This is a genomic window from Rhodococcus sp. 05-339-2 (assembly GCF_002258965.1).
Classification (GTDB): domain Bacteria; phylum Actinomycetota; class Actinomycetes; order Mycobacteriales; family Mycobacteriaceae; genus Rhodococcoides.
Genome location: NZ_NOYW01000002.1, coordinates 80138 through 95400 on the forward strand (window position 1 = coordinate 80138; position 15263 = coordinate 95400).

Genomic DNA, 15263 nt, shown 5'->3' on the forward strand with positions numbered 1-15263 from the left:
CGTTCACATCACCTCACGGTGAACGAAGCGGCGTCGGGTGCCCGCAGCATGGTCCAGAAGTCCACCATCCTCCACGGGCTCGGCAACGTAACCCGACCTGCCTTGTTGCGGTAGTACGTGTTCGCGCCGGTCTGGGTCGTCCATACCGAATTTTCCAGCTGATCGGTAACGCGCTGGTTGTAGGCTTCGGTGGCTTCGGTGGTCACCTCGATAGCCGAAGCATCGTTCTCCACCATCAACTGCAAGCACTCGAAAATGTAGTGCAGCACCGCCTCCACTGTGAAGTTGTGTCCGCCTCCGTGGCCGGGACTGGTGTTGGGACCGGAGGTGACGAACAGATTCGGGAACCCGGGGACCGTACCGCCCAGGTAGGCAAACGGGTCATCGCCCTTCCACACTTCGTTCAACGTCCGTCCCTCGCGCCCGACGATATCGATAGGTGCCAAATAGTCGAGCGTGAAACCGGTAGCGTGAACGATCACGTCGAGCTCGTGCGTGCGCCCATCGGCGGTGACGATACCCTCCGGGACGATGCGCTCAATGCGCTCGGTCACCACTTCGACATTCGGCTTCTTCAATGTCGAATAGAAGTTGCCGGGATCTCGTACCAAACGCTTGCCCGCCGGTGCATAGTCCGGCGTCATTGCTTTCACGAGATCGGGTCGATCAGCAAATGATTTCGCAATGTGGTTCAGGCAGTACTGCATGACCGCGTCGTTTGCTGGGGAGATGGACAGGTGATCCTTCATCCACTCCGGCTCCGCGCGGACTACGTCGTACATGTTGTCACTGGCACCCCAGTACGTCTTGAGGCGGAACCACTGATTGTAGAAGGGTAAGTGAGCGAGCAACCAGCGCTCCCCTTCTGGTACGTCCGGCGAACCTGCATTCTTCGGCATTACCCAATGTGGTTGTCGCTGAAAGAAACTCATTTCCTGGACCTGGCCGCCGATAGCTCCGACGACCTGGACGGACGTCGCTCCGGCTCCGATCACCGCGACTCGCTTGCCCGTGACATCGAGATCCTCGGGCCAGTCGGCCGTATGAACGGTGGTACCGCCGAACGATTCTCGGCCGGGAACGTCCGCAAATTTCGGACGATTGAGATACCCGAATGCCGTGATCACGGCGGAGAATCTGGACTTGATTTGCGTACCTCCAGAGTCGGTGCTGGTAACCTCCCATTCCTGATCCACCTCGATCCACTGCAGGCCCGTGACTTCAGTTTCGAATCGAATGTGCGACTTGATATCGAATGCGTCGACAACGCGCCGTAGGTACTCCTGGTATTCGGTTCCGATCGGGAAATACCGGCTCCATTGCGCGTTCAGATCGAATGAATACGAGTAGTACAGGCTAGGGGTGTCCACGGCGACACCAGGGTAGGTATTGGTCCGCCATGTGCCGCCGATGTCGTTGCTGCGCTCGAAGATCTCGTAATCGAAACCGTTCTGATCGGCGTAGACGCCGGCTGCGATACCAGCCATTCCAGCACCCAATACGGCAATCCGGTGGGCGGGAGACGGCCGCCGGGTACGAGGCACGACTGGCTGAGTGGGGACAAAACCGCTCTGCTCCAACAGAAGTGAGGCGAATTCCCCTGCGACGGGTTCACCCACGGCGAGAGACGCCATGGCCAAAAACGCCTGTTGGTCGTCCACCACGAGGTGTGGAGTCACCGGCTTCGTGCACAAGGCATCGGCCAGCACCTCCTTCAGCTCTGATCGAAGGTGGTCGTCCATTGTCACCACGGGCAGTGTGGCGGCAGGGCCCGACGGAATGGACCGGTGAATTGCCCCGCCGAATCGATCCAACAGGCTGGAGTCACCGGTGGCGTGAACGGCGCACAGCACCATGATCGCCGGGTCCGCTTCGCCGAGGTTCGCCAGCAGCTGCCCGCGATCGAGTTGAATGGGCTCGCGCTCGAACCGTCTGGTGATCGGCACGTCGAAGGAATCTGTCATGGGGTCTCCGCATTCATATTCTAAAGTGGCTGCATAATTGGATCCAAACCGAGGATAGCCGAGGTAGCGTCCGCTGGATACCGCTTTCGCCGACGTCGCTCCAGGTCAGGTTGCGAGGTGGACGCCGCCAGCGCGAAGCATCACGCTGGTGCCGGACTCCCCTCCTTTGCGATGCTCGACCATCAGTGTCACCAGTTGCTCGTTGTCGTGCTCACATAGGGCGTCGATCATCGCCTCGTGCTCCGCAAGAATTCGGACACGAGCTTCGGGGTCGTACAGGTGTACTGCGTGGTACGGCATGGCCAGAGTCCACAGCCGTCGCAGTTCGTGGACAACCAGCTTCATCGGTGATCGGTCGAACATAGCGAAATGGAAAGCTTGGTTGGACAGTCGCATGGACAGTATATCCACCCGCTTCGATGCTGCGGCCACCTCGTCCGCACGTTCGCGCACTTCGGCGAGAGCCTTGTCGTCGAGCGGTGGGAGAACTTTGAGGACTTCATTCTCCAGTGCCGCGCGCATGAGATAGATCTGGTCGAACTCGAACTGTTCGAGCCGTGATACGGCATATCCGACGTTGTGCTCGTGCCGGACCAATCCGTCGGCGGTGAGTTGGCGAAGGCCCTCGCGGACCGGTAGTCGGCTTACTCCGAGTCGTTCGGCCATCAATTCCTGCCGCACCTGCTGACCTGGTAGCAGCTCGCCACTGATAATCATGCGCTGTATCTCGTCCACGACACGCGATGCAGCTCGATCGGAGGCTGTTGTGGGTGCGGGTTGCTTGGTGTCAGTCACCGCTGTCGACTTCCTTGGCATCGGACACCTCCTGATACTCGTCGAGTGGTCACTGCGTCTAACGACAACTTTCTTCAACAATGGATACACTATTGTCATCTCTCAGCGTCGCACGGGATCAGTCGATACCGCTGGATTTGTTCATCCGAGCGTTGTCCGTGACGGAGAAGCCCATTGCCGACAACGAGTTTCTGTATATGAGGACCTGGTGCGACGGGTTCGTATCGCCGAGCGGCTGAACTCGATAGGTGCCAAAGTCTGCGGCAGTTTCGGTCTCGACAAGCTCGCGGCACAATGCACTGACACCGTGGACATTGAACCGTGGCCCACCCCTGGGTCTCTCCAAGTCGGGTCCTTCGACCTCCAGAACGTCGGCACCGTGGTCCGAAAGCATCTGAGAGGTGCACGGACCGGCCAGAACTCTGCTCAGGTCGAGGACTCGGGTCCGGAACAACGCACCACCCGAATGGGTCTTCGGCCATGCAGCGCAGCCGTGGATCCAAATTCGGTCGTCGGTCCCGTCATCGGAGCCTTCAGACGTGGCAACCATCGACGTCGTCAACGGGGCACGCTTGAGACGTGACCGGTACCGTCAGACACGACGTCCCAGACATCAACGTCATCGTCGAGCACGATCGACGCCAACGTTCGGGCCCATTCGTCGTCGCTGCCCCACCTGTTTCGCCAGCTCTGCATGGACCCCGTGTGTCTGCCGAGTGAATGTTCGCTGGTGAATCCGATGGCACCGTGAAGCTGGTGACCGCCCGCTGCAATAGCGGCGACCGCCCCCGACACGATCACTTTTGCTGAGGCAACGGACACTTCAGCGTCGGGAAGACCGGCGGCAACCGCGTCGGTCGCCGCCTCCACCGCACGTTCCATTGCCACCGCCGTCATCGCGAGCTGGGCGATGCGTTGCTGAACGGCTTGAAATTTAGATAGCGGTCGCCCGAACTGGCTGCGGTCGGAGGTATGCAGGACCGTTGCATCGACGACCGCTCGTGCGGCGGCCGTCATCGCCGCCGCGTACAGAAGTGCGCCGCGCTGGCGGACGTGGTCGATCGAGGTCTCGTTGTGGCCGACGTTCTGTGAGAGGGCATTGGCCAGCACGACATCACAGAGGGGGGCACCTACGATGTCCGATCCGTCTTGGACGTCAACCGCATCGTCGCGAAGGTTCACCGTCGCCACCTCGACCAGCGAACTGGAGGTTGGCGGCAAAATAATAGTCAGCCAGTCGGCTGCGGAGGCCCAGGGGACGGCATCGAGTCTGCCCGACAAGCGGACCTCGCCGTCGGATCGCTCGACGGCGAGGGACGTACCGAGCGCAATGGTTCCCGTACCCGCGAGCCTCTCGGCTCCGGTTTCACTGGCTAGCCAGCCTGCGAGCATGTGTTCGATCAAGGGTGTGCACACTCCCCGCCGTACAACCGTCGACACCACGTCGACGACGTCGGCTACTTCACCACCCGCCCCACCCTGATCTTCTGGCACTCCGAGGTCCGCGAATCCTGACTCCCGAAGATTCGACCAGGCTTGGGAGTCCCACGATGTGATCGGAGCACCCGCGGATGGGTCAGACGCTGCAACAATTTGTTCTACAGCGAGACGGATGTCGCTTCTGTGGCTGTTCATCGCAATCCCATTCCGCGGCCGATGATGGACCGCAAGATCTCGTTCGTACCGCCCCGTAGGGTGAAGGCGGGCATATGCAGGACGCTCTGTGCCAGCAGCTCCGCAAAAGGGTCGGCACCGATCCTGGGTTCGGTGCGGCTCGAGCGGCGCACCCCTTCGACCAGGTCCCCCTCGAAAGTGGATCCGAGGTCTTTGACCATGGCCGCGAGGCTGTCCGGCCTGCGCCCGGCGGCAAGTTCGTGTGCAACCTGGTGCGACATCTGACGCAGGGTCCACGCCCTTGCGGTCAGCGTTCCCAAAGTCTGTCGTTGTTCGGCGGTGGAACCGTTTATGCGAAGTATCTCGCCCCATGCCCTCAGCAGAGGCATGGTGGACAGGTACCGTTCCGGGCCGGAGCGCTCGTACGCGAGCTCGCTCATGACCTGACTCCATCCCGCGCCCCGTTCGCCCAGCAGCGCCGAAGATGAGAGTGCTGCATCGTGAAAAACAACTTCGTTGAAATGGGCCTGGCCGTCGATGCTGTGTATTGGTCGAATTTCGACATTCGGGTGCGGCAGATCCACGACGAACTGAGACAGACCCTTCTGCCGATCGTGTACGTCGCCGTCGGTCCGGGCCAGCACCACCATGGCGTGTGCGAGGTGGGCACCGGTAGTCCACAGTTTCGTTCCGGTCAAACGCCAGCCGTTTCCGTCCTTGATCGCGCGTGTACGCACGGCGGCCAAATCGGATCCTGCCTCCGGTTCGCTCATCCCGATCGCGAAAAATGTTCGCCCGAGCGCTATGCCCGGGAGGTACATTTCCTTTTGTTCGGGTGTTCCGAAATTGAGCAGGCTCGGGGCCATCTGCCGATCGGCTATCCAATGAGCCGCGACCGGAGCACCGTTGGCAAGCAGCTCCTCGGCGATCGTAACGCGCTCAAGCTGACCTCCACCGTGGCCGCCGTATGAAACAGGAATCGTGATGCCCAGCCATCCGCGGTCTCCGAGCTTGGCGCTGAACTCGGGCTCGAATCCTGACATCCAGCTGTCGCAGGTCGGAATGAACCCACCCGCCGCAATCTCGGACCGCAAGAATCCTCGTACCTCGCTGCGGAGCGTACGAAGGGAGTCGTTCTCACGCGCACTTGGTTTCGGACTGTCAACGATAGTTGTAGACACAGGGTCCCCTTTCCGAAGTCCTGCTAGCATCGAATCATCCGATTCAAAATTGGATACTATTTCATCATACAGTTTGGGTGCACTCCGAAGGGGCTGTATCCGAGTAGTGGAGGTCCAACGGACGTGCAACCGCAATCAAGCAACTCGGCGTCGTACACATACGACTCAGACGTCCAGGCCTTGCTCGACGCCATGCGCAACCACAACGTGCCACCCATGCATCGAATGGGCGTCGAGGCGGCACGGTCGATGATGGAATCGATAGCTCGCCCGCCCGGCCCGGACATGCGTTCCGTCACCGCGGTCGACATCAACGGCCCGCACGGTTCGATTCCGGTGCGGGTGTACAGGCCGCATTCCGCTTCATCCGGTGCTGCATCTGCACTTGTGTGGTTTCACGGAGGAGGAATGATGATGGGGTCACTCGACTCCTTCGACAGCCTTGCCCGTGAACTGGCGGATGGCACCGGTTCTGTGGTCGTCAATGTCGGCTACCGATTGGCGCCGGAGTATCGCTTCCCGATTGCCAACGATGAGGCTTACGCTGCCACGCAATGGATGGTTCGGAACGCTGACCAGTGGGGAGTTTCACCGCTGGCCGTCGGTGTAGGTGGCGACAGTGCGGGCGGAGGACTCGCCGCCGCAACGGCGTTGCGGGCGCGCAATGAGTCAGGCCCGCAGCTCATACAGCAAGTGCTCATATATCCGGGTCTGGAAAGGCGACGCGACCGGCCGTCGATGCGGGAATTCGGCGATAGCCCACTGCTGCTCGCGGAAGACATCGATTGGATGAAAAACACATACCTAGGTGACGACCCCATCGCCGACAACGAGTATGCGACACCTGCCATTGCCCGCGACCTGACGGGCCTGCCTCCCGCGATCGTTGTCTCCGCGCATGGTGACCCCCTCCGCGACGGGGTAGAAGAGTACGGACGCCGACTTCAGGATGCGCAGGTACCCACGGCAATAATCCGATACCCCGGGGTTGCTCACGGTTTCTTCATGCAGACTGCGACCATCGCCCGCGCCCGCGCGGCCATGGCGGACGTATGCGCGCTTGCGGCAGCACGTTTTGCTATGGCAACGTCCGGCCGTCGGTTGTGACCTGGTCCGCAACGTCGGGGATTGCGTACGAGGGGTATTTGCATCGGTAACGTCTTGATGGTGACGGATCGACCACCTCAACGCAGCACGACTCTCGGCGAAGCATTGATCGAGTTGGTCGATCTCATTGCCTTCTCCGCCAACTCGAACGCGGCGCGCCGGAGATTCGAGTCAGCGACGCGCATCTCGCTCGGTCGTATGGCGTTGGCCTTGCTCGACAGCTTGACCGTGGGACCAGCGACGGTCAGCGATCTCGCTGCCGCACTTGAGGTCGACATGACGCGTGCAAGCAGGCAGATAGCGGCGATGGTCCGGATCGGACTAGTGGTCAAGACCAGGGAATCGTTTCCAGGCGATCGACGACAGGTGCGGATCGCGCTTACCGACCGCGGAATCGATGCCATGAATCGATGGGGCGACTCATGGCGCGAGCAGGTGCGCCGGCCGCTCGAACTGTGGGTGGAAGCCGATATTGACGACTTCGAAAAGTTGCTGAACACGTTTGGACGAAGGCTCGCACCGTACGCGACCGTCCGGATACGCCCTGAGAACGACTGCGAACCCTCCGCAGGTGCAAAGATTCCCCACCTTGAGCCCGAATCTCGTAGCACTTTAGAACGCTGCCTGGAAAACGTAGTCACTCTCGTACGCCTTATCGGCTCGACGCATTTCGATGCAGCCCTGGAATCAGCAGGGGTACACCTGAACGAACTCGAGTACCTTCTACTGCGGGACGTCGAGAAGATGGGACCGACCACCGTCGGCAATATCACCACCCGACTCGATGTCCCGCAGGCTGTGGTATCACGTGCTGTACGAACAGTTCGGACAATGGGTCTGATCTACGGCGAAGCGGGACCGGACCGACGCCGCATGTGGTTGCACCTCACAGTTGACGGAATGAAGACTGCCAATCTCATCACACAATCGCGTCTGCGCGACCTTGAAGAGCTGTTCAGTGACCTAACTCCTGAGGACAGGGAGCGATACACGGAATTGACCAATGCCTATGTAGAGCAATTGCTGTCCATCGCTGATCCCGCAGCCAGTCGCTACCTATAACGCGAGTCGACTCCCGGCCACGGCTGCACTCGCACGTCACTTGTCTCGCGTCGCAAATCGCCGTCTCCGGCATCAGTGGTGCACCTGTCATCGACATTGGGACACTCGGCAGCTTTTCTCTCGACGGGGATAGTCGATACAACGGTCACCGGTCATCACTCAGGGCCACGAGTGTCGGGGAGTCCCAATCACAACAGTGGACTTCGCAGCCGAACGAGAGTTCAGCTAAAAACTCTCATCGCCAGCAACCGAGTGCCTGAGGAGCGGTCACAGTTGCTGTACTTTTGCGCCAGCCATCCGCGAACATACTTGGCGCTCGAGGCGTGTCCGAAGTCGAGAGCAGAACTACCAAATTTCCATCAAGAGGGAGTCGACCTCGTCGCGTGTGATGGTTCGAGCCAAATTTGTGAAGAACCAGTCATAGGTGAGCCTGTCGGCGATCGAGGAGAGATCGCTCTGGCCCACTCCTACGTCTCTGAGCCTGCGCCGACCTGCCGGCTCAAGTAGCGTCCGAACAGCGTCTGTTGCAGTCTGACGTTGGCTCCCGGCACCGGCGGTTGGTGCACCCAAAGCTCGGGCGATCGCGCGGTAGCCAAATTCGGCGTTGGAAGGTGCGAATCGCATCGCTGCAGGAAGTGCGATGGCCTCGATTTCCCCGTTCGCCACAGACGATTGCGGTCCAATAGTGTGGCCCAGCACTTGGGCAATCCCGCCGTGCGTGTGATCGCTCCCCTGCCCACTCAACAACGCAGCCAACACCAACCGCATCCGCGCCTCCGGATCTTCAGGGTCGGATCGAAGCCGAGGCCACCAATGGCCTATCGCTTGCACTGCTCCCTCCAGTTGAGATGATGCGATTGGATCATCGACGCCGGAGAGTAATCCGGCAATTGCCATCGATAGGGCGTTGGAGACAGAGGAATCGATCAACGCAACCGGAGCGGTAAGCGTGACATCAGGATCTACGAAGATTCCTTGTGCACGCGATTTGGGATCGAACAGCGTCAGCCGCTCGTTTGTGCTCACATCCAGGATTGCGCTGCCCGCCTTGGCAAAGGCGGTAGTAGGTGTCGACGGGACCACCCACTGGGGTATTTTCGGTGCGCGCAACCGCGGGCTGACCATTGTGCCGTCAGGCCGTTTGCTGGTGCACAACTCACGCAGTCCGAGGTCCTCGGCTAGCAGCACAGTTGCAGCCCGGGCTGTCACGATGGCAGATCCGCCACCGACTACGACGACCGAGTCTGCTTTCGCATCTGCCAGTGCCGCACATGCTCTTTCGACCACGTCGGTCGGACTGTGCTTCCGTACACCGTCGAATCGACCGACCATGCGTGCGCCGATTGCTGCCTCGACTTTCGCGAGCGCCGCGTGACTGCGCATAGACGGTGAGCACACGACGACCACCCGACGGCATCCCGTACGGCCTAGCTCATTGTCGATCGAAGCGAGAGCGCTGCTACCGACGTACGTGCGAAATGGCGGACTAAGGTGCTTCATTCTCAGTTGGTTCATTCCGAGCACTTTTCCAACACAAGTATCGGTATCGTCCGTGTTGTCGCAGCGCGGTAGTCGTTGTACTCCGGATATACCGTCACCGCACGGTCCCACCACAGATCGCGTTCGTTGCCTGCCATCTCTCGTGCAATGTACTGTTCGACATTATCCCGATCGCGCAATTCGACAAGCGGATCGGCCTTGACATTCCAGTACCAGGCGGGGTTCGTCGGTGCGCCACCCTGTGACGCCACCACCGCGTACGCCCCAAGATGCTCGATGCGCATCAGTGGAGTCTTACGTAAGTTCCCTGATTTTCGACCGACCGTGGTGAGGATAACGACGGGCCTCCCGAACAGTTCGTTCGCCTCTGCACCGTTGCTTGCCTCATACTCTGCCACCTGATTCCTGACCCACTCGTTTGTGCTGGGTACATAGATGCCGTCCAATGCCACTTGTGTTCCCTCCGTCGGATAGGCACTTGCCTCCACAATGATAGCCAATTTTGGATTCAATATTTCTGTTACGACGAATCGAGGCGAAAACATTGATGAGGATGCGCTATTTGCGCTCGGTTCCCTGTTGCTGGGTACAGGCTCTGGCCAGGTCTACGCTGAACCGGCCGCCGTTTCGTCCGCGCGATCAACAAGTCGAATCGCTCGAGTTCGGCAGTGCGCCCGACGAGCTCGGGTGGTCGAGTGCCAGACCCGGGTGTGAAGGGATTCAGTCCGTACTCCATGCACCCACACTATAGGACTGTATCCAATACTATAAGACTGAACCTTATAGTATTGGATACAATCTGATAGAGATGCGGCTCGGCGTAGATCTGCGCGCATACAGTCAACAGGATACGGCGGCCGAATGATGGATGTCGGAGGGCGCTGGAGTACCACCTCTCGGAGGGCTTGATGTCGTCAGGTTCAGAAAAGCGCGATTGCCGCATCGTCAAGAATTGTTGACAGTGCGTCGAGACCGAGCCCTGTAGCAGTAGAAGGCTGGTCGCCGTCATGAGTTCACGTGCTCGGCGCGAGGTGTGGCAGCGTGGGTGGATTTCCAATCCTGCGTCGACGAGTTACACGTCGGTGGGTCTCGGTGCGCAGCTCTCGCGATGGAGCGGCTTCCTCGCGGCCCGGCAACTGGTGCCGTCGACCGCGTCGATGACCTGATACCCGACCATCTGGCCATGCAACAGGTGCGGCCGGGTAGTCGGGAATCAAGTGATCAAAGGTCAGCGGTCGGTCGCCAGGCTCATGTTCCGTCTCTCTCCGTACGTCGTTGAGCGAGCAGGGTTTCCAGGGCGGTGGTCGGCGAATCTTGGGCGAGTTCGAGCAAGTCGCGAGTGTTCGTGCGGACCTTGTCGGCGATCCAATCGAAGACCCATTGCTTACGTGCTTGCGCTGGTAGGTCGAAAGGAACGACTCGAGTGACAGCGAGGGCGGCGGATCCGGCGCCGCCGATGTTGGCGATGACGCCGGGTATCAGGAGTGTTCCGGCTCGTGCAGCTTCGTCTCGACTGTCGGGGGTCGACGCGAGGTTCGCGCCCTCGACAACGAATCGCGCACGCAGTCGGTTGACGTTATCGGCGGTCAGGGCGTGTTTCTGCGCCGCCAAGATCAGCAGGTCGGCATTGATGTCGAGCCATGCGTCCGGCTCCGAGGACAAGGTCGCTGTGCTCGATAGCTGCTCGCCGACACGGAGTCGGAGTTCTTCACTTCACGGCTCCCTGCCCGGGAGGGTGCCCTTCGTGAGGTATTGGCTCAATGGGGCCGGGACACCCCTGAGGCGCTGTCGAGGTTCGGCGCGATGCCGTTGGACGCGGCTGTCGTCGCATGCAGTGCATCCCATTACCTCCATTCGGCGGACGGTGATCATGCTGTCTGCAGGGAATTGTCCGAATCCGTCGGTTACCCCGTTGCGTCATCGGCGCTGGCCACCACGCTGTATCTGCATGCCCACAACTGTGCGTCGATCACGTTGGTAAGTCCGTACGAACCGTGGTTGACCGAACTGTCGCGGGCGTACTGGCAGGCCAGTGGCATCGCGGTCAGCGCAGTTATCTCGGTGCGGCGAGCCGCCGACTACGACCCCTACGTGGTCACTCACGACGACCTCGTGGACGCGGTGACATCAGCTCCTACCGGTTCCGATCCAGTGCTGTTCACCGGTACCGGGATGGGCACCCTGCGCGTGATTGATTCTCTTCGAGGTACCGGAGTGCCGATGGTCTCGTCCAACATGGCATCGACGTGGTGGTTGAGATCGCAGTCAGCGAGCGGTGACGGATCCGCGAAACCGTGACTCGGGTACGGCCAGCCCGAGACGGCTGCGCAGGGTGCCTGGCGGTGTCACCGTGGGCCGTTGACCTCGGTCTTGCAGTATCGGAACCAACGCTGTCGTGATGCGGCTCAGGTCGGTCGGAAGCACCGCCGGTCGTAGTCGGAAGCCGTCGATCCCGAAGGCGTGCCAGGCGGCGATGATATCGGCGAGTTCTTCTGCTGTGCCGCTGAAGATTCGGCTGTCCGAGGTCCACGTGTCCGGATGGTCGGCATCGAGCGCGGCGCGGCGTTCGGCTGCCGAGGCTTTGTCGTCGGCGAGCACAACCGTGATGTCGACGTAGATCGCGAGGGGTAGATATCGGCTCGGCCGGTCGAGGGTTTCGATTGCCCTGACCTCTCGAACGGTGTCGATGACGGCTGCGTCCGAGTGAGGCGTGATGAAGACGATGTCGGCCTCGCGGGCGGCGAGCCGGTACGGGATGGGGGCATGGCCCAGCGCAACGACAATCGGCTGGCCTTGCGGAGAGCGAGGTGTGATCGACGGGCCGAGTGGCCTGAACCTGTTCGCTTCCAGCGTCAAGCGGTGCAGTCGATCTCGGTCGATGTAGCGGAACGTCGACGCGTCACGAACGACGGCATCGTCGTCCCAGCTGTCCCACAGGTCGCGCACCGACGCTAGGTAGTGCGCGGCATCGTCGAACAGATCGGTGAGACGGGTGCTGATTTTGACCGGGTCGGTGATGTCGTCGTCGGTGAGCTGGGGCGTCGCCCTCCGTCCGATATTGCGGGAATCGTCAGCGCGGAACGTGATCTGGGGCCGCAGACCGGCGCGGCCATGGCTGGCCCAGTCCAGCGAGGCGATCTGCGAACTGACGTGAAACGGTTCCGAATGCGTGACGTTGACGGTGGGAATCAGTCCGATCTCGGACGTTCGCGGTGCCAGGGCCGCCAAGGTGAGGACTGCATCGAGCTGCCCTCGCAGTTCGTCGGTGCGATCATCGGCGCGATCGAGTGTCGAGCTCTGAAGTGCAAGACCGTCTTCGAGGGTGACGAAGTCGACGCCGCCTGCTTCGGCGAGCTGCACGATTTCTGTCCAGTAGGCGATGTCGATGATTCTGTCGGGCCGGGCGGCAGTGTCCCGCCAACTTGCCGGGTGCCATCCGGTTCCTGTCAGGGCAACTGCGAGATGCATGGGGTGCGTCCTTGATCGTCGGGAAAGAGGCTCTCACGCAATGTCTCCCCGCGGTAGCGGTCGGGGTACACACCGAAATCTTGCAGTTCGGGCACTACCCGGTCGACGAAGTCGGCCACCGAGTCGGGAACGATGGCGGGATCGACGATGATGCCGTCCGCAACCTCGGTGCGGACGTATTCGGCGATCTGGTGTGCAACCTGCTGCGGTGTACCGACGAACGTGTGCGGGCCGGCGAAGCGGCGCATGAGATCGACGATGCTTCCGGGATCGCTCTCGTGTAGACGGTGGAGGCGCAGGACGGTATCGGCTCGTCCGCTCGTTTTGATCGCGGTGTGACCTTGCGCCGCGACCTGGCGGTAGCTGCTGTCGAGGGGTGGCGGCGGCCCGAAAGGGTCGTGGTCGGACAGGTCCAGGCCCAGGATTCCGCCCAATGTCTCCAGAGCGGACGCTGGCGAAATCTGTTGCTGCCGCAGGGAGGTGGACCTGGCTTGTGCATCGTCTGTGCTGTCGCCGAGCACCACGCTCGCGCGAGTGAAGACCAACAGGCTCTCGCGAGTGCGGTCGAACCGGGCGAGGCGATTTTTGATGTCCTGGTACAAGATGCGCCCGGGTGTCGGGGCGGTGTGTTTGCTGAACACGATGTCGGCAGTTTCGGCCGCGAGTTCGCGGCCTTCCTCGGAGTCGCCGGCCTGAATGATCACCGGCGACGTCTGAGGCGAAGTGGGGACATTGAAGCGGCCCGCAATATCGAAGTGCCGCCCGCGGTGGGCGTAGGCGCCGCTACTGGAGTCGGTGAACCACCCGCGGCTCGGGTCCGGTGCCAGCGGGCTCGACGACCAGCTGCGCCACAGATCGTGTGTGAGAGCGAGGAACTCATGGGCCCGTTCGTATCTTTCATCGTCGGGAAGGAAGCTTCCTCGGGTGAAATTCGCACCGGTGTACGCGTCGTTGGTGGTGACCACGTTCCACGCTGCCCGGCCGCCGCTGACGTGATCGAGCGTCGCGAGCTTGCGCGCGAGGTCGTACGGTTCGTTGAACGTGGTGTTGACGGTTGCGGCCAGTCCGAGTCGAGAGGTGACGGCCGAGATCGCTGCGAGGTACACCAGCGAGTCCGGCCGCCCCACCACGTCGTTTTCGTAGATCTTGCCGTTGAATTCGCGGAGACGAAGACCTTCGGCCAGGAACAGGAAGTCGAAGAGGCCACGTTCCGCGGATCGGGCCAGGGTCTCGAATGTCTCGAATTCGGTTTGGCTGCGGGACCGCGGGTCCGCCCACACCACGGTGCTGTCGACACCCGGAAGATGTGCGGCCAGATGAACTCTCGTACTTCTGCTCATCACGCGTGGATTTCGTCGACGTCCAGCTTGTTGCCTGCATCGGTGAGTTTCGGCGCGGCGGCGAATCCGTGGCGCTTGGCCAGCACGATCACCAGCAACGTCGGTGCAAGGAGCACGAGTGCCGCCCATGCGAAGGAGTTCGGCCCCACACCACTGAGGAGCAGTCCCCCGATGACACCTCCGACGGCCATGGCAACGTTCCACAATGTGACCAGCATGGCCTGTGCTTCGTCGGCCACCGTGCCGCCGGCTACGCCGACTGCGGTTTGCAGAAGGGTCGGTGCCCCTCCCCATGCCAGACCCCAGAGGAACAACGCGGCATACAACACGATCGGGGTATCGCCGGCCAGTCCGAGAGCGGTCACCGCAATGGCAAACAGGACGGTGGCGGTGATGGCGAGCAGGCGCAGGGTCCGGTCGATCTTGGCACCGACGACCCAGATGCTGATCAAGCATGCGATGCCGAACACGAGAAGTGCTACATCAACCTGATCTCCTGCTCCTACGCTGTCGAGGAACGAGGCGATGTAGGCGTAGAAGATGGTGTGCGCCAGGACGAACGTGAGCGTCACGAACAGAACTGCGCCTACGCCAGGGGTGGTGATGGTGCGGTTGAACGATGCGCGGTTTCCGCGTTCCTGTCCGGGGAAGTCGGGGACGAAGGCTGCGATCCAGGCCACGAGAATCACGGCGATCACGGTCATTGCCCAGAAGGCCACGCGCCACCCGAACTCTTTGCCGACGAATGTTCCGAGGGGCACACCTGCGGCGAGGGCCACAGGAATCCCGGCCATCGCTACGGCGATCGCGCGTCCCTGCAAGTGTTCGGGGACAAGCTGTCTGGCGTAGCCGGCAAGTAGCGCCCAAGCCACTCCGGCGGCCATACCTGCGACGAATCGTGCCACCATCGTCAACTCGTAGTTCGACGACACGGCAGTCACCGAGTTCGCGACCAAGAATCCGATGATGGACAGCAGGAGAAGTCGCTTACGACGCCACCCTGCTGTGATCACCGTGAGCGGAATGGTGGTCAGAGCAGTCCCGATCGCATAGATTGTGATCGTCTGCCCCGCGGCGGACTCGCTGACGGACAGGCTCTGGCTGATTGCGGGAAGTAGTCCCGCAGGCAGAGTTTCGGTCAGGCTGGTGACGAAGACGGCGGTTGCCAGCGCCAGAAGCGATAGCAATGGGAGCCGTTCTGTCCGAGATTCGGGTTCTGAATTTCTGGTCAT

General features: G+C 61.2%; 16 protein-coding genes. 5 read left to right on the top strand and 11 right to left on the bottom strand.

Annotated features, from left to right (window positions below; translation table 11 throughout):
- Positions 1-8 precede the first annotated feature (8 nt).
- The 4 genes from CH273_RS00445 to CH273_RS00460 form a co-directional block, all read right to left on the bottom strand.
- Positions 9-1964, bottom strand: coding sequence for a flavin-containing monooxygenase (locus tag CH273_RS00445; protein WP_052049201.1), 1956 nt, complete (start codon positions 1962-1964; stop codon positions 9-11).
- A 105-nt stretch (positions 1965-2069) separates the two neighbouring features.
- Positions 2070-2759: a GntR family transcriptional regulator gene (locus tag CH273_RS00450; RefSeq protein ID WP_254925543.1), complete on the bottom strand. Its 690-nt coding sequence runs from the start codon at positions 2757-2759 to the stop codon at positions 2070-2072.
- A 118-nt stretch (positions 2760-2877) separates the two neighbouring features.
- Positions 2878-3309, bottom strand: a complete 432-nt coding sequence (locus CH273_RS00455) for a CoA transferase (protein ID WP_032393629.1) — start codon at positions 3307-3309, stop codon at positions 2878-2880.
- Between the two features lie 8 nt (positions 3310-3317).
- Positions 3318-4040, bottom strand: a complete 723-nt coding sequence (locus CH273_RS00460; RefSeq protein ID WP_179275395.1) for an acyl-CoA dehydrogenase family protein — start codon at positions 4038-4040, stop codon at positions 3318-3320.
- A 111-nt stretch (positions 4041-4151) separates the two neighbouring features.
- On the opposite strand from CH273_RS00460, the gene CH273_RS28010 reads away from it, so the two are divergent.
- Positions 4152-4274, top strand: coding sequence for a hypothetical protein (locus tag CH273_RS28010; protein ID WP_256986476.1), 123 nt, complete (start codon positions 4152-4154; stop codon positions 4272-4274).
- 116 nt (positions 4275-4390) lie between these two features.
- Here CH273_RS28010 and CH273_RS00465 read toward each other — a convergent pair whose 3' ends face one another.
- On the bottom strand, positions 4391-5584 hold the full coding sequence (locus CH273_RS00465) for an acyl-CoA dehydrogenase family protein (RefSeq protein WP_082322339.1): 1194 nt from the start codon (positions 5582-5584) through the stop codon (positions 4391-4393).
- A gap of 186 nt (positions 5585-5770) precedes the next feature.
- Between CH273_RS00465 and CH273_RS00470 the strand changes: the two genes are divergently transcribed.
- Both CH273_RS00470 and CH273_RS00475 read left to right on the top strand, forming a co-directional pair.
- The gene (locus CH273_RS00470; RefSeq protein ID WP_306436875.1) at positions 5771-6661 is read left to right on the top strand and encodes an alpha/beta hydrolase; all 891 of its coding nucleotides are present in this window, start codon (positions 5771-5773) and stop codon (positions 6659-6661) included.
- A gap of 60 nt (positions 6662-6721) precedes the next feature.
- Positions 6722-7723 (top strand): MarR family transcriptional regulator, encoded by a 1002-nt coding sequence (locus CH273_RS00475; protein ID WP_179274793.1) that lies wholly within the window; start codon positions 6722-6724, stop codon positions 7721-7723.
- Between the two features lie 345 nt (positions 7724-8068).
- Here the strand turns inward: CH273_RS00475 and CH273_RS00480 are convergent, their stop codons facing one another.
- A complete protein-coding gene (locus CH273_RS00480) occupies positions 8069-9238 on the bottom strand; it encodes an iron-containing alcohol dehydrogenase family protein (protein WP_032393633.1) in 1170 nt (389 codons plus the stop codon).
- Positions 9235-9675 carry a nitroreductase family deazaflavin-dependent oxidoreductase gene (locus CH273_RS00485; protein WP_032393634.1) on the bottom strand — a complete coding sequence of 147 codons (441 nt, stop codon included), beginning with the start codon at positions 9673-9675 and terminating at the stop codon, positions 9235-9237. Before CH273_RS00485 ends, CH273_RS00480 begins: the two co-directional genes overlap by 4 nt.
- 555 nt (positions 9676-10230) lie before the next feature.
- On the opposite strand from CH273_RS00485, the gene CH273_RS27505 reads away from it, so the two are divergent.
- On the top strand, positions 10231-10389 hold the full coding sequence (locus CH273_RS27505; RefSeq protein ID WP_155290779.1) for a hypothetical protein: 159 nt from the start codon (positions 10231-10233) through the stop codon (positions 10387-10389).
- An 82-nt stretch (positions 10390-10471) separates the two neighbouring features.
- Here CH273_RS27505 and CH273_RS00490 read toward each other — a convergent pair whose 3' ends face one another.
- Positions 10472-10885, bottom strand: a complete 414-nt coding sequence (locus CH273_RS00490) for an NAD-glutamate dehydrogenase (RefSeq protein WP_052049203.1) — start codon at positions 10883-10885, stop codon at positions 10472-10474.
- A gap of 141 nt (positions 10886-11026) precedes the next feature.
- On the opposite strand from CH273_RS00490, the gene CH273_RS00495 reads away from it, so the two are divergent.
- On the top strand, positions 11027-11521 hold the full coding sequence (locus CH273_RS00495; RefSeq protein ID WP_052049204.1) for an aspartate racemase/maleate isomerase family protein: 495 nt from the start codon (positions 11027-11029) through the stop codon (positions 11519-11521).
- On the opposite strand, the gene CH273_RS00500 is transcribed toward CH273_RS00495, so the two are convergent.
- From CH273_RS00500 to CH273_RS00510, 3 genes are read right to left on the bottom strand one after another with little or no spacing between them, the layout of a single operon-like run.
- Positions 11489-12691 carry an LLM class flavin-dependent oxidoreductase gene (locus CH273_RS00500; RefSeq protein WP_032393636.1) on the bottom strand — a complete coding sequence of 401 codons (1203 nt, stop codon included), beginning with the start codon at positions 12689-12691 and terminating at the stop codon, positions 11489-11491. The two genes, CH273_RS00495 and CH273_RS00500, sit on opposite strands and share 33 nt — an antisense overlap.
- Positions 12670-14031 (bottom strand): NtaA/DmoA family FMN-dependent monooxygenase, encoded by a 1362-nt coding sequence (locus CH273_RS00505; RefSeq protein ID WP_032393637.1) that lies wholly within the window; start codon positions 14029-14031, stop codon positions 12670-12672. Before CH273_RS00505 ends, CH273_RS00500 begins: the two co-directional genes overlap by 22 nt.
- Positions 14031-15263 (bottom strand): MFS transporter, encoded by a 1233-nt coding sequence (locus tag CH273_RS00510; protein ID WP_052049205.1) that lies wholly within the window; start codon positions 15261-15263, stop codon positions 14031-14033. Before CH273_RS00510 ends, CH273_RS00505 begins: the two co-directional genes overlap by 1 nt.

Bases quoted from the DNA above. Each gene is read 5' to 3' on its own strand.
- CH273_RS00445 (WP_052049201.1), bottom strand. From the start codon at position 1,964: ATGACAGATTCCTTCGACGTGCCGATCACCAGACGGTTCGAGCGCGAG.
- CH273_RS00455 (WP_032393629.1), bottom strand. From the start codon at position 3,309: ATGGTTGCCACGTCTGAAGGCTCCGATGACGGGACCGACGACCGAATT.
- CH273_RS00465 (WP_082322339.1), bottom strand. From the start codon at position 5,584: ATGCTAGCAGGACTTCGGAAAGGGGACCCTGTGTCTACAACTATCGTT.
- CH273_RS00470 (WP_306436875.1), top strand. From the start codon at position 5,771: ATGCATCGAATGGGCGTCGAGGCGGCACGGTCGATGATGGAATCGATA.
- CH273_RS00480 (WP_032393633.1), bottom strand. From the start codon at position 9,238: ATGAACCAACTGAGAATGAAGCACCTTAGTCCGCCATTTCGCACGTAC.
- CH273_RS27505 (WP_155290779.1), top strand. From the start codon at position 10,231: ATGAGTTCACGTGCTCGGCGCGAGGTGTGGCAGCGTGGGTGGATTTCC.
- CH273_RS00495 (WP_052049204.1), top strand. From the start codon at position 11,027: ATGCCGTTGGACGCGGCTGTCGTCGCATGCAGTGCATCCCATTACCTC.
- CH273_RS00500 (WP_032393636.1), bottom strand. From the start codon at position 12,691: ATGCATCTCGCAGTTGCCCTGACAGGAACCGGATGGCACCCGGCAAGT.
- CH273_RS00505 (WP_032393637.1), bottom strand. From the start codon at position 14,031: ATGAGCAGAAGTACGAGAGTTCATCTGGCCGCACATCTTCCGGGTGTC.
- CH273_RS00510 (WP_052049205.1), bottom strand. From the start codon at position 15,263: ATGACCAGAAATTCAGAACCCGAATCTCGGACAGAACGGCTCCCATTG.